The following is a 12,654-nucleotide window of genomic DNA, read 5'->3' as shown; positions in this document are numbered from 1 at the left end:
GATGGCGCGCGACGCAACAAGCCGGTGCCTTCTAAGATGGCGCCCATGCGAATCTCCGTCTACCTCACCGACAACCGTCCCGATCCCTGGATCGATGGCCTGAAGGCCGAACTCCCCGAAGCCACCATCGAAGCCTGGACGCCCGGCGCGCCGCAGGCCGACCACGGCGTGGTGTGGGCGCCGCCCCAGCAGTTCCTCGACGAGCAGCCCGACCTGCGCGGCCTGTTCAACATCGGCGCGGGCGTCGATGCGCTGCTCAAGCTCAAGGTGCCGGCGCACACGCGCATCGTGCGCCTGGACGATGCGGGCATGTCGGTGCAGATGGCCGAGTACGTGTGCCACACGCTCATCCGCCACTTCCGCGAATTCGACGTGTACGAGGCCGATGCGCGCGAGGGCAAGTGGAGCTACCGCAAGCCGAAGCTGCGGCGCGACTTCCCGGTCGGCATCATGGGTCTGGGCGTGCTCGGCGAGCGCGTGGCCAAGGCCGTGGCGCAGTTCGAATTTCCGGTGCTCGGCTGGAGCCGCTCTGCCAAGGCCATCGACGGCGTGCAGGTGTTCAGCGGCGAAGCACAGTTCGACGAGTTCCTGGCCTCCACGCGCGTGCTGGTCAACCTGCTGCCGCTGACCGAGTCCACGCGCGGCATCCTGAACCGCACCACGCTGGGCAAGCTCAAGCCCGAGGGCTACCTCATCAGCATCGCGCGCGGCGGCCACCTGGTGGAAGACGACCTGATCCCGATGCTCGACGCCGGCCAGCTCGCGGGCGCGACGCTCGACGTGTTCCAGGTCGAGCCGCTGCCGGCCGACCACGCCTTCTGGCGCCACCCGAAGATCACCGTCACGCCGCACGGCTCGGCGCGCACGCTGCGCGAGGAGTCCATCGCCCAGATCGCCGGGAAGATCCGCGCGATGGAGCAGGGGCTGCCGATCGCCGGCATCGTCGATCCCGTCCGCGGCTACTGACGGCCCTGCGCCGACGACGGTCCGGCCGACACGCGGCCGGCGGGGGAAAACCCCGACGCTTTTGTTTTTCACATACGAGAAAATTTCTTCATGGTTGTGAAAACAGCGTTCCGCGTGATCGAGATCGTCGAGCTCTTCGCCCGGGAGAAGCAGCCGCTGGCCCTGTCCGAGATGGCGCGGCTGCTCGACATGCCGGTGTCCAGCTGCCTGGGCCTGATCCGCACGCTCGAAGAGCAGGGCTACATGTACGAGACCGGCCGCCGCCAGGGCTACTACCCCACGGGGCGGCTGCTGGCCATGGCGCAGGTCATCGCCGCGCACGACCCGGTGCTCGACCGGGTGAAGGCCACGCTCGAGGAGCTGCGCGACGCCGCCTGCGAAACGGTGGTGTTCGGCAAGTTCCGCGATGCCGAGCACGTCGTCTACCTCGACGTGCTGAGCGCGCCGCAGCGCATCCGCTACACGGCCGAGTCGGGCGAAACGCGCCCCGCGTACGCCAACTCGCTGGGCCGCGCGCTGCTGTCCACGCTCGCGCCCGAGGCGCGCCGCAAGCTGCTCGAGGGCATGACGCTCGCGCCGCTCACCGACGCCACGCTCACCACCGCCGATGCCATCGAGGCCGAGCTGCAGCGCGGCGCCGCGCGCGGCTGGTACGGCAACCTCGGCGAAAGCATTCCCGACCTGATCGGCCTGGCCTGGCCGCTGCGCATCGGTGGCGAGGCCTACGCGATCTCGGTGGCCGGCCCGCGCTACCGCATGGAAGCGCGCATCGACGACATCGCCGCGATGCTGCGCTCGGCCTGCCTCGCCATCGAACCCAAGACAGAAAGCCCCCGATGACTGCCACCGCTGCGCGCTACTTCGTCCGCGAGGACGAGATCACCGGCTACCACCCCGCCAACCACACCGGCACGCTGAACAAGCGCCTGATCGGTCCCGAGACGGTGGGTGCGAAGCAGCTCGAGGTGCTGGTGGGCCACATCCAGAAGGGCAAGGGCGCGCTGCCGCATGCGCACCCGGGCATCGAACAGGTCTGCTACATGCTCGAAGGCCGCGCGGTCGCCGAGGTGGGCGGCCAGCGGCAGGAGCTGCACCCTGGCGACAGCTGCTTTTTTCCGGCCGACGCGATGCACACCTTCACGGTGGTGAGCGACGAGCCGGTGCGCGTGCTGGTGATCTACAGCCCGCCGTACGAGGAATCGCCGGAGCGCGTGATCCGGCCCTGAACGACAACCCCCGGAGACACAACCATGCAGACGAAGAACGCGACAGAAACAGTCGCGGTGGAAAGCCGCCGCCGTTTCATTTCCATCGGCGCTGCGGCGGGCCTCGTGGGCGCCGCGCCCTGGGCCTTCGCACAGGACGGCGGCTACCCGAAGCAGCCGATCAAGCTCGTCGTGCCTTTCGCCGCCGGCAGCGGCACCGACGCGGTGGCGCGCATCACCGCGCAGATGCTGGGCGAGGCGCTCAAGGCCTCGGTGATCGTCGACAACCGGGCCGGCGCCAGCGGCGTGATCGCGGCCGAGCTGGTGGCCAAGGCGCCGCCCGACGGCTACACGCTCTTCATGACGACCAACACCACACACTCGGCCAACCCGAGTCTGATGAAGTCGCTGCCCTACGACCCGGTGAAAGACTTCGCGCCCGTCAGCCGCATGGGCAACCTGCCGTTCATGCTGGTGGTGAACAACGACCTGCCCGTGAAGAGCGTCGCCGAGCTGCTGGCCTGGGGCCGCGCGCATCCGGGCAAGCTGACCTACGCCAGCGGCAACAGCACCGGCATCGTGAGCGGCGCCACGCTGTCGCGCATGAGCGGCATCCCGATGCTGCACGTGCCCTACAAGAGCACGCCGCCGGCCATCGCCGACCTCATCGGCGGACAGGTGTCGATGATGGTGGTCGACCTCGCCGCGGGGCTCGCCACGGTCAAGGCCGGCAAGATGCGCGCGATTGCGGTCACCACGCAGGAGCGCACCAAGCTCTTTCCCGAACTGCCGCCGCTGGCCGACACGCCCGAGCTCAAGGGCTTCGACATCACCTCGTGGAACGGCGTGTTCGCGCCAGCCGGCACGCCGCGCGATGTCGTGCTCAAGCTCAACAAGGCGCTCGCGGACATGGCGAACGGCGCGGCGTTTCGTGAGCGCGTGACGAAGCTGGGCTTCGATGCGTTCGGCAGCACGCCGGAAGAACTCGGCGCCTTCACCGTGTCCGAGCTGGCGAAGTGGAAGAAGCTGATCCAGGCCGCGGGCATCCAACCCGAATGAGCGACGCGACCGGCCCCCTCGAAGGCATCCGCATCCTCGACCTCACGGCCGTGGTGATGGGCCCGTACGCCACGCAGACCCTCGGCGACCTCGGCGCCGACGTCATCAAGGTCGAGCCGCCGTCGGGCGACAACCTGCGTGCCGTCGGCCCGATGCGCCATGCGGGCATGGGTGCGATGGCGATGCACCTGAACCGCAACAAGCGCTCCATCGTGCTCGACCTCAAGCAGCCCGAAGGCCGCGAGGCCTGCCTGCGGCTCGCGGCGGGCTGCGATGCGCTCATCTACAACACGCGCCCGCAGGCGATGGCGCGGCTGGGGCTCGGCTACGAGGCCGTGGCCGCGGTCAATCCGAAGATCGTGTACCTCGGCGCCTTCGGCTACGGCGAAGAAGGCCCGTACGCCGGCAAGCCCGCGTACGACGACCTGATCCAGGGTGCGGCCGGCGTCGCCTCGCTCTTCGCGCAGCAAAGCGGCGGCGCGCCGCGCTACGCGCCCGTCACGCTGGCCGACCGCGCCGTGGGCCTGCAGGCCGCCATCGCGCTGCTCGCGGCCGTGCTCAGCGCGCAACGCACCGGCCAGGGCCAGGCCGTGGAAGTGCCGATGTTCGAGGCGCTCTCGCAGTTCGTCATGGGCGACCACCTCGGCGGCCACAGCTTCGAGCCGCCGCTCGGGCCCACCGGCTATGCGCGCCTGCTCGCGGAGCACCGCAAGCCCTACGCCACGGCCGACGGTTACCTCGGCGTGCTCATCTACAACGACAAGCACTGGCAGGCCTTCTTCGACGTGATCGGCCGGCCCGCGCTGCGCAGCTCGCCGATGTTCGGCACGCACACGGCGCGCGCCGCGAACATCGGCGCGGTCTATGCGTTCGTGGCCGAGGTGATGGCCACACGCGGCAGCGACGAATGGATGGCGCTGCTGGAAGCCGCCGACATTCCCGTCGCCCGCCTGCACACCACCGAGAGCCTGCTCGACGACCCGCACCTGCGCGCCGTCGATTTCTTCCCCGAGTTCGACCACCCGAGCGAAGGCCGCATCCGCACGCTCGCGCCCGTCGGCCGCTACAGCGCCACGCCCGCGGCCATCCGCCGGCCCGCGCCGCGCATCGGCGAGCAGAGCGTCGAGCTGCTGCGCGAAGCGGGCTACGCGGACGACGCCATCGACCGCCTGCTCGCGCGCGGCGTCACGCTGCAGCCGGAACCCATGAAAGACAGCGAATGAATTTCTCCCTGAACGAAGACCAGCGCTCGCTCGTCGCTGCCATCGAGCGCCTGTGCGAAGACTTCCCCATCGACTACTGGCGCGACCACGACGACCGCGCCGTGTTCCCGCACGAATTCCACCGCGCCGTCGCCGAGAGCGGCTGGCTCGGCATCGCCATGCCCGAGGCGCAGGGCGGCGCGGGGCTGGGCATCACCGAGGCGGCGCTGATGATGCGTGCCATCAGCGCGTCGGGCGCGGGCATGTCGGGCGCGTCGTCGGTGCACATGAACATCTTCGGGCTCAACCCGGTGGTGGTGTTCGGCACCGAGGCGCAGCGCCAGCGCTTCCTGCCGCCGCTGATCGCGGGCACCGAGAAGGCCTGCTTCGCCGTGACCGAGCCCGACGCGGGGCTCGACACCACCAGCCTCAAGACGCAGGCGGTGCGCCAGCCGAATGGCAGCTACCTGCTGCACGGCCGCAAGATCTGGATCTCGACCGCGCAGGTGGCCGACCGCATGCTGATCCTCACGCGCACCACGCCGCTCGATCAGGTGAAGAAGCCCACGCAGGGCCTCACGCTGTTCTACACGGCGCTGGACCGCAGCAAGGTCGAGGTGCGCGAGATCCACAAGCTGGGCCGCGCGGCGGTCGACTCCAACATGCTCTTCATCGACGGCCTCGAAGTGCCCGAAGAAGACCGCATCGGCGAGGAAGGGCGCGGCTTCGAATACATCCTGCACGGCCTGAACCCCGAGCGCATATTGATCGCGGCCGAAGCCATCGGCATCGGCCGCGCCGCGCTGCGCATCGCTTCGCAGTACGCGCAGGAGCGCGTCGTCTTCGGCCGGCCTATCGGACAGAACCAGGGCGTGGCGCATCCGCTCGCGCGCGCCTGGGCCAACCTGGAGGCGGCCGATCTCATGATGCTCAAGGCCGCCACGCTGTACGACGCGGGCGAGCCCTGCGGCATCGAGGCCAATGCCGCCAAGTACCTCGCGGCCGAGGCGGCGCACGATGCCTGCCAGAACGCCGTGCTCACACTGGGTGGCATGGGCTACGCGAAGGAATACCATGTCGAGCGCCTGCTGCGCGAGAGCTACATCCCGCGCATCGCGCCGGTCAGCCCGCAGATGATCCTGAACTTCATCGCCGAAAAAGCACTGGGGCTGCCGAAGTCGTACTGACCACTGCCCATGAACCCACACGCCACCATCACCCGCCATCTCGTCGTCCACGGCCTCGTGCAGGGCGTGGGCTACCGCTGGTCGATGGTGCAGGCCGCGCAGCGTCTCGGCGTGCGCGGCTGGGTGCGCAACCGGCGCGACGGCAAGGTCGAAGCGCTCGTGGCCGGCGAGGCCGATGCGGTCGAGGCGCTGGTGCACTGGGCGCGCCAGGGGCCGGCCGGTGCGCGCGTGGAGGCGGTCGATGTGAGCGAGGCCGACGCCGCGAGCGACCTGCCCGACGGCTTCGTGCAGCGCGAAACCGTCTAGCGGCTGTTTTCCTGCGGGGCCGACCGGTTGGCACCATTTGCAACCCCACAGGCGCGCATTGCTACCTTCTGCGACTTGTGTACCAAGCAGCGCAAGCCCATGTGTCAGACAATCGAAGCCGGTTTTTCATCACCCTCCCGCGACAGCGACACCAGAGACATCCCATGAAACTCCCCACCCAGGTCAAGCTCGTCGACGTCGGTCCGCGCGACGGCCTCCAGAACGAAAAGCAACCCGTCTCCGCCGAGGTCAAGATCGGCCTCGTGCACCGCCTGCAGGACGCCGGCCTGAAAGAGATCGAGGTCACCAGCTTCGTCTCGCCCAAGTGGGTGCCGCAGATGGCCGACAACGCCGAAGTGATGCACGGCATCACGCGCAAGCCGGGCGTTCTCTACTCGGTGCTCACGCCCAACATGAAGGGCTTCGAGGCCGCCATCGCCGCGCCGCGCGACGAGTGGCCCGACGAGATCGTGGTGTTCGGCGCCGCGAGCGAGGCCTTCAGCCAGAAGAACATCAACTGCTCGATCGCCGAGAGCATCGAGCGCTTCGCGCCCGTGGTCGAGGCGGCGCGCGCCAAGGGCATCGCCGTGCGCGGCGCCATGTCGTGCACCGTGGGCTGCCCCTACGAAGGCGAGATCGCGCCGGCCAAGGTCGGCTACCTCGCGCAACTGATGAAGGGCATCGGCGTGCAGCGCGTGGACGTGGCCGACACCATCGGCGTGGGCACGCCGCGCAAGGTGCAGGCGGCCATGGAGGCCACGCTGGCGCACTTCGATGTCGACGCCATCTCCGGCCACTTCCACGACACCTACGGGCAGGCGCTGGTCAACACGCTGGCGGCGCTCGAACTCGGCGTGTGGAACTTCCAGTCGTCCTCGGCCGGCCTGGGTGGCTGCCCCTACGCCAAGGGCGCGACGGGCAACGTCGCGACCGAAGACGTGGTCTACATGCTGCACGGCATGGGCATCGCCACCGGCATCGACCTGGACAAGCTCATCGACGCGGGCGTGTACATCAGCGAAGCGCTGGGCCGTGAACCGAACTCGCGCGCCTCGAAGGCGATCCGCACCAAGCGCGCGGGCTGAGCCTTCTTTCTTCTCAGCGCCCGAAGGCGCGCAGCCCGAGCAGCACCACCACCGCCGCGGCCAGCAGCACGGTGGTGCACTGCCAGAAGAGCACCGGGCGGCGCTCGATCAGCGGCGGCATCCGCGCACTCAAAAACTCCGGGCCCGGCGCGCGCAGGTCGTGCGCGAACTCCGACACCGCCTGCTGCCGCTTCGCGGCCTGCGGGTGCAGCGCCTTCTGCAGCACGGCATCGACCCAGGCGGGCAGCTCGGGCCGCAGGTGGCGCACGGGCACATAGCGCAGCCGCCCCACGTCGGCCGGTGTGCGGATGCGCGACACCTGCAGGCCGTAGGGCAGCTGGCCGCACAGCATCTGGTAGACGATCGCGGCCAGCGAGAACAGGTCGGAGCGCGCGCTGCCGCCGTGCCCGGTGAAGTACTCGGGCGCGGTGTACTGCAGCGTGCCTTCGATGGCGAGCGCGCGCGCCTCGCCGCTGCCGTCGGCCAGGCCGGCCACGTGGGTCGCGGCCAGGTCGATGATCTTCACGGTGCCGGTGCGGTCGATCATCACGTTCTCGGGCCGCAGGTCCTGGTGCAGCATCTCCTTGCCGTGCAGCGCCTGCAGCCCGCGCGCCAGCTGCGCGACGATGCCGCGCACGCTGTCCAGGTCGGGCCGGGGGTGGTCGACCATCCACTGCGCGAGCGTGTGGCCGTCCACGTACTCCATGGCCACGTACAGGTGCGCGCGCGGGCGCTCGACGGCGCTGGCCTTGAGCACGTGCGGGCTGTCGATGCGCCGCGCCACCCATTCCTCGAGCACGAAGCGGTCGAGGTAGCCGGGGTCGTCGCGCAGGTCGACCGATGGCAGCTTCAGCACGGCGGGCTGGCCGGTGGCGTCGTCGGTGGCCAGGTAGACGTGGCTGCGCGCGCTCATGTGCAGCTCGCGCACGAGGCTGAAGCCCTCGAAGCGGGCCCGCGGCGCCAGCGCCGGCGGCATCGCCAGGCCTTCGCGCTGCAGCTGCGCGGGCGGCGCGGCGGCGTCGGGCAGCTCGTCGATGCGCAGCAGCTGCACCGTGATGTCGTCGGTGCTGCCCCGGGTGCGCGCGGTTTCCGCGAGCCAGCGTGCTGCTTCGTCGAAGTCGTCGGCGTGCAGCGCCAGCGCCTCGTGCACGGCGGCCGCGTCCAGGTGCGTGTAGGCGCCGTCGGTGGCCAGCAGGTAGACCTCGCCGACCTCGGCTTGCCAGCAGCGGTGGTCGATCTCCACATGGGCGCCCGCGCCCAGCGCGCGCCCGAGGTACGACTCCACCGACGACACGCGCACGCGGTGGTCCTCGGTGAGCTGCTCGAGCGCGCCGGCGTGCAGTCGGTGGATGCGCGCGTCGCCCACGTGCAGCAGGTGCGCGTCGCGGCCCTTGAGGATCAGCGCGCTGAAGGTGCAGACGTAGCCGCTGTCCTTGTCGAAGCGCGCGTCGCTGCGCATCGTCTGCGCGTGCAGCCAGGCGTTGGTGGCGCCCAGCACGCGCTGCGCCGCGCGCTGCACCGACCAGGTGTCGGAGGTGGCGTAGTAGTCGTCGAGAAAGCCGCGCACGGCCGCCGCGCTCGCCACCTGGCTCACGCGGCTGGAGCCGATGCCGTCGGCCAGCGCCACGGCGATGCCCTTGGACACGCGCAGCGCGCCCTCGGGCAGCATGGCGCCGTGGAAGTCCTGGTTGACCGGCGCGTGAAGCCCCGCCAGCGAATGCTGGCCGAGCGTCACGCGCAGCTGCTTGCGCGGCGGCGCGGGCATGCGAACGATGCGGTGGCTCAGCCGGCGACGCGCTTGGCCGCCGTCTTGTAGTGCGTGGCGTACAGCGTGAGGCCCACGAAGGTCAGGCCGCCGACGAGGTTGCCGATCACGGTGGGCAGTTCGTTCCAGATCAGGTAGTCCATGAAGGTGAACTTGCCGCCCAGCATCAGGCCGGCGGGGAACAGGAACATGTTGACGATGGAGTGCTCGAAGCCCATGTAGAAGAAGACCATCACGGGCATCCACATGCCGATGGCCTTGCCCGACACGGTGGTCGACATCATGGCCGCGACCACGCCGGTCGAGACCATCCAGTTGCACATCACGCCGCGGATGAACAGCGTGAGCATGCCGGCCGCGCCGTGCGCCGCATAGCCGACGGTGCGGCCTTCGCCGATGTGGCCGAGCTTCTCGCCGATGGCGTTGGGCGCCTCGCTGAAGCCGAAGGTGAAGATGATCGCCATGAATACCGCCACCGTCAGCGCGCCCGCGAAGTTGCCGACGAACACCAGGCTCCAGTTGCGCATCACGCCGCCCCAGGTGGCGCCGGGGCGCTTGTCGAGCACGGCCAGCGGCGCCAGCGTGAACACGCCGGTGAGCAGGTCGAAGCCCAGCAGGTACAGCATGATGAAGCCGACCGGGAACAGCATGGCGCCGACCAGCGCATTGCCGGTGTTCACGGTGATGCTCACGGCGAAGGCCGCGGCCAGCGCGAGGATGGCGCCGGCCATGTACGAGCGGATCAGCGTGTCGCGCGTGGACATCAGCAGCTTGGATTCACCGGCGTCGACCATCTTGGTCACGAATTCGGCAGGGGCGAGGTAGGCCATTCGGGGTCCTTGGAGAGAGGCTGAAAAAATCGGAAGAGGGCGAAGTGGCGTCAGGCCAGCGCGACGAGCACGCGGCCGTTTTCGACGCGCACCGCATGCGCGCGCACCGAGTGCTCGGGCGCCTCCAGGCATTCGCCGCTGCGCAGGTCGAAGTGGTTCTTGTAGAGCGGCGAGGCCACGACGATGCGCTCGCCCAGGCTGCCGACCAGCCCGCGCGAGAGCACGCTGGCGCCGGCCTTCGGGTCGACGTTGTCGATGGCGAAGAGCGACGGCTCCTGGCCGACGCGGAAGATCGCGACATGCACGCCGTCGACCAGCGCGCACACGCCGGTGTCGGGGAGGATGTCGCCGGCGGCGCACACGGCGGTCCAGGTCTGGGTGTCGGTGGTCATGGTGGGTTTTCTTCCTTGTCGTTGGCTCAGGCGGCGCTGGTTTCGCGGCGCTCTTCGGGGCGCGCGGGGCGGTTCTGGCCGCGTTCCTGCACGAAGACGATGTGCTCGTCGGGCTTCTCGCTGTTCACGAAGGAACGGAAGCGCTGGCGCGTGGCGGGGTCGTTCACCGCGGTCTTCCATTCGCACTGGTAGGTGTCGACCACGTGCTGCATCTGCGCCTCGAGCTCGGCGCCCAGGCCCAGCGTGTCCTGCAGCAGCACGCCCTTGAGGTATTCGAGGCCGCCCTCGAGGTTCTCGCGCCAGGTGCTCGTGCGCTGCAGGCGGTCGGCCGTGCGCACGTAGAACATCAGGAAGCGGTCGATCATGCGGATGAGGTCGGCCTTGCTCAGGTCGCTCGCCAGCAGCTCGGCGTGGCGCGGCTTCATGCCGCCGTTGCCGCACACATAGAGGTTCCAGCCCTTGTCGGTGGCGATGATGCCGACGTCCTTGCCCTGCGCCTCGGCGCATTCGCGGGTGCAGCCCGACACGCCGAACTTGATCTTGTGCGGCGCGCGCAGGCCCTTGTAGCGGTTCTCCAGTTCCACGGCCAGGCCCACGCTGTCGTCCACGCCGTAGCGGCACCAGGTGGAGCCCACGCAGCTTTTCACCGTGCGCAGCGACTTGCCGTAGGCATGGCCCGACTCGAAGCCGGCGGCGATGAGTTCTTCCCAGATGGCCGGCAGCTGCTCCACGCGCGCGCCGAACATGTCCACGCGCGCACCGCCGGTGATCTTGGTGTACAGGCCGTACTTCTTCGCGACCTGGCCCACGGCGATCAGCCCCTCGGGCGTGACCTCGCCGCCCGGCATGCGCGGCACCACGGAGTAGGTGCCGTCCTTCTGGATGTTGCCCAGGAAGTAGTCGTTGCTGTCCTGCAGGCCGGCCAGGTCTTTCTTGAGCACGAACTCGTTCCAGCACGAGGCGAAGATGCTCGCGGCGGTCGGCTTGCAGATGTCGCAGCCCAGGCCCTTGCCGTGCTTGGCGAGCAGGTCGGCGAAGCTGCGGATCTCGCCCACGCGGATGAGGTGGTACAGCTCCTGGCGCGAGTACGGGAAGTGCTCGCACAGGTGGTTGTTCACAGCCATGCCGCGCTTGGCCATTTCCATCTTCATGACCTGCGTGACCAGCGGCACGCAGCCGCCGCAGGTGGCGCCGGCCTGGGTGCAGGCCTTCATCTCGGCGGGCGTGCACACGCCCTGGCCCACGGCCTCGCAGATTTGGCCCTTGGTGACGCTGTTGCACGAGCAGATCTGTGCGGTGTCGGGAAGGGCCTCGACGCCCAGGCCCGGCTTGGCCTTGCCGTCGCTCGACGGCAGGATGAGGAACTCGGGCTCGTCGGGCAGCGCGATGCCGTTGAGCGCCAGCTGCAGCAGCGTGCCGTACTCGCTGGCGTCGCCGACCAGCACCGCGCCCAAGAGCTGCTTGCCGTCTTCGCTGACCACGATCTTCTTGTAGACCTGCTTGCGCTCGTCGATGAACAGGTAGGCGCGCGACTTCGGCGTCTTGCCGTGCGCGTCGCCGATGCTGGCGACATCGACGCCCATCAGCTTGAGTTTGGTGCTCAGGTCGGCGCCGGTGAAGGCGGCGTCGTCCTGGCCGGCGATGTGGCGGGCGGCCACGCGCGCCATGTCGTAGCCCGGCGCGACGAGGCCGAAGGTCTGTTCGTTCCACGACGCGCATTCGCCGATGGCGTAGACGTTGCGGTCGCTGGTGCGGCAGTGGCTGTCGATCGCCACGCCGCCGCGCGGGCCCACGGCCAGCAGGCTCTGGCGTGCGAGTTCGTCGCGCGGGCGGATGCCGGCGGAGAACACGATCATGTCGGTCTCCAGGTGCGTGCCGTCGGCGAACACCATGCGGTGCCGTGCGCTCGCGCCGTCGACGATCTCCACCGTGTTGCGGCCGGTGTGCACGTGCAGGCCCAGCGCCTCGATGCTGCCGCGCAATGCGCGGCCGCCGCCTTCGTCGACCTGCACCGCCATCAGGCGCGGCGCGAACTCGACCACGTGCGTCTCCAGGCCCATGTCGCGCAGTGCCTTGGCGCATTCCAGGCCCAGCAGGCCGCCGCCCACCACCACGCCGCTGCGCGACTTGGCGCCGCAGGCCTTCATGGCGTCCAGGTCCTCGATGGTGCGGTAGACAAAGCAGTTCGGCCGGTCGCGGCCCGGCACGGCCGGCACGAAGGGGTTGGAGCCGGTGGCCAGCACCAGCTTGTCGTAGGCGATGACCTCGCCGTCGGCCGTGGTGACGGTGTTGTTGCGCCGCTCGACGGCCACGGCCCGCGCGGCCAGGCGCAGCGTGAAGCCGCTGCGCTCGAAGAAGCCGGGCTCGACCAGCGACAGGTCGTCGGCCGTCTTGCCGGAGAAGTATTCGGACAGGTGCACCCGGTCGTAGGCCGGGCGTGGCTCTTCGCACAGCACGGTGACCTGTGCGTCGGGAATGCCGAGCGTGTGGAGTTGCTCGAGGAACTTGTGGCCGACCATGCCGTGGCCGATGACTGCGATCTTCATTGGGGGTCCTGCACGCAACCGGCCCTGGAAGGCGCCCCCTCAGCCGCTGTCGAACAGACAGCGTCGTTGGGGCCCCCGCGACGGAACGGATGCGAAATGGGTTGGAGCAGA

12 protein-coding genes are annotated in these 12,654 nt (G+C 69.4%); 8 read left to right on the top strand and 4 right to left on the bottom strand.

The features are described 5' to 3' along the window. Positions 1-45: 45 nt before the first annotated feature. The 8 genes from AC07YS_RS02640 to AC07YS_RS02605 all read left to right on the top strand — a co-directional run bounded on the left by AC07YS_RS02640 (position 46) and on the right by AC07YS_RS02605 (position 7,010). Positions 46-966 (top strand): 2-hydroxyacid dehydrogenase, encoded by a 921-nt coding sequence (locus tag AC07YS_RS02640; protein ID WP_492698820.1) that lies wholly within the window; start codon positions 46-48, stop codon positions 964-966. Between the two features lie 90 nt (positions 967-1,056). Further along, positions 1,057-1,806 (top strand): IclR family transcriptional regulator, encoded by a 750-nt coding sequence (locus AC07YS_RS02635; protein ID WP_095947917.1) that lies wholly within the window; start codon positions 1,057-1,059, stop codon positions 1,804-1,806. Next, positions 1,803-2,192, top strand: coding sequence for a cupin domain-containing protein (locus AC07YS_RS02630; protein ID WP_095746917.1), 390 nt, complete (start codon positions 1,803-1,805; stop codon positions 2,190-2,192). The genes AC07YS_RS02635 and AC07YS_RS02630 overlap by 4 nt, the downstream gene beginning before the upstream one ends. Before the next feature lie 24 nt (positions 2,193-2,216). Then, a complete protein-coding gene (locus AC07YS_RS02625; protein WP_495266974.1) occupies positions 2,217-3,230 on the top strand; it encodes a Bug family tripartite tricarboxylate transporter substrate binding protein in 1,014 nt (337 codons plus the stop codon). Further along, complete coding sequence (locus AC07YS_RS02620) at positions 3,227-4,453, top strand: CaiB/BaiF CoA transferase family protein (protein WP_495266975.1); 1,227 nt, start codon at positions 3,227-3,229, stop codon at positions 4,451-4,453. The genes AC07YS_RS02625 and AC07YS_RS02620 overlap by 4 nt, the downstream gene beginning before the upstream one ends. Beyond that, positions 4,450-5,619 (top strand): acyl-CoA dehydrogenase family protein, encoded by a 1,170-nt coding sequence (locus tag AC07YS_RS02615; protein ID WP_495266976.1) that lies wholly within the window; start codon positions 4,450-4,452, stop codon positions 5,617-5,619. The genes AC07YS_RS02620 and AC07YS_RS02615 overlap by 4 nt, the downstream gene beginning before the upstream one ends. A gap of 9 nt (positions 5,620-5,628) precedes the next feature. Then, positions 5,629-5,925, top strand: a complete 297-nt coding sequence (locus AC07YS_RS02610; protein ID WP_495266977.1) for an acylphosphatase — start codon at positions 5,629-5,631, stop codon at positions 5,923-5,925. A 164-nt stretch (positions 5,926-6,089) separates the two neighbouring features. Then, entirely contained in the window at positions 6,090-7,010 is a 921-nt protein-coding gene (locus tag AC07YS_RS02605) for a hydroxymethylglutaryl-CoA lyase (protein WP_495266978.1), read from the top strand. A 13-nt stretch (positions 7,011-7,023) separates the two neighbouring features. Here AC07YS_RS02605 and AC07YS_RS02600 read toward each other — a convergent pair whose 3' ends face one another. The 4 genes from AC07YS_RS02600 to nirB are packed head-to-tail and all read right to left on the bottom strand — an operon-like array spanning position 7,024 to position 12,543. After that, positions 7,024-8,775, bottom strand: a complete 1,752-nt coding sequence (locus AC07YS_RS02600; protein ID WP_495266979.1) for a bifunctional protein-serine/threonine kinase/phosphatase — start codon at positions 8,773-8,775, stop codon at positions 7,024-7,026. Positions 8,776-8,792: 17 nt separating this feature from the next. After that, positions 8,793-9,605, bottom strand: a complete 813-nt coding sequence (locus AC07YS_RS02595) for a formate/nitrite transporter family protein (protein WP_062477339.1) — start codon at positions 9,603-9,605, stop codon at positions 8,793-8,795. A 50-nt stretch (positions 9,606-9,655) separates the two neighbouring features. Then, entirely contained in the window at positions 9,656-9,997 is a 342-nt protein-coding gene (gene nirD, locus AC07YS_RS02590) for a nitrite reductase small subunit NirD (RefSeq protein ID WP_159272787.1), read from the bottom strand. Between the two features lie 26 nt (positions 9,998-10,023). After that, positions 10,024-12,543, bottom strand: a complete 2,520-nt coding sequence (gene nirB / locus AC07YS_RS02585) for a nitrite reductase large subunit NirB (RefSeq protein ID WP_495266980.1) — start codon at positions 12,541-12,543, stop codon at positions 10,024-10,026. Positions 12,544-12,654: the final 111 nt, after the last annotated feature.

The organism is Variovorax sp. GW458-11-26-14-LB1 (assembly GCF_059423965.1).
The sequence above is the reverse complement of the archived record's forward strand: the minus strand, read 5'-3'. Positions and strand labels throughout refer to the sequence as shown.

Coding starts and splice junctions, on each gene's coding strand:
- AC07YS_RS02615 (WP_495266976.1), top strand. CDS start 4,450: ATGAATTTCTCCCTGAACGAAGACCAGCGCTCGCTCGTCGCTGCCATC.
- AC07YS_RS02595 (WP_062477339.1), bottom strand. CDS start 9,605: ATGGCCTACCTCGCCCCTGCCGAATTCGTGACCAAGATGGTCGACGCC.
- AC07YS_RS02635 (WP_095947917.1), top strand. CDS start 1,057: ATGGTTGTGAAAACAGCGTTCCGCGTGATCGAGATCGTCGAGCTCTTC.
- AC07YS_RS02605 (WP_495266978.1), top strand. CDS start 6,090: ATGAAACTCCCCACCCAGGTCAAGCTCGTCGACGTCGGTCCGCGCGAC.
- AC07YS_RS02610 (WP_495266977.1), top strand. CDS start 5,629: ATGAACCCACACGCCACCATCACCCGCCATCTCGTCGTCCACGGCCTC.
- AC07YS_RS02620 (WP_495266975.1), top strand. CDS start 3,227: ATGAGCGACGCGACCGGCCCCCTCGAAGGCATCCGCATCCTCGACCTC.
- AC07YS_RS02625 (WP_495266974.1), top strand. CDS start 2,217: ATGCAGACGAAGAACGCGACAGAAACAGTCGCGGTGGAAAGCCGCCGC.
- AC07YS_RS02600 (WP_495266979.1), bottom strand. CDS start 8,775: ATGCCCGCGCCGCCGCGCAAGCAGCTGCGCGTGACGCTCGGCCAGCAT.
- nirD (WP_159272787.1), bottom strand. CDS start 9,997: ATGACCACCGACACCCAGACCTGGACCGCCGTGTGCGCCGCCGGCGAC.
- AC07YS_RS02640 (WP_492698820.1), top strand. CDS start 46: ATGCGAATCTCCGTCTACCTCACCGACAACCGTCCCGATCCCTGGATC.
- AC07YS_RS02630 (WP_095746917.1), top strand. CDS start 1,803: ATGACTGCCACCGCTGCGCGCTACTTCGTCCGCGAGGACGAGATCACC.
- nirB (WP_495266980.1), bottom strand. CDS start 12,543: ATGAAGATCGCAGTCATCGGCCACGGCATGGTCGGCCACAAGTTCCTC.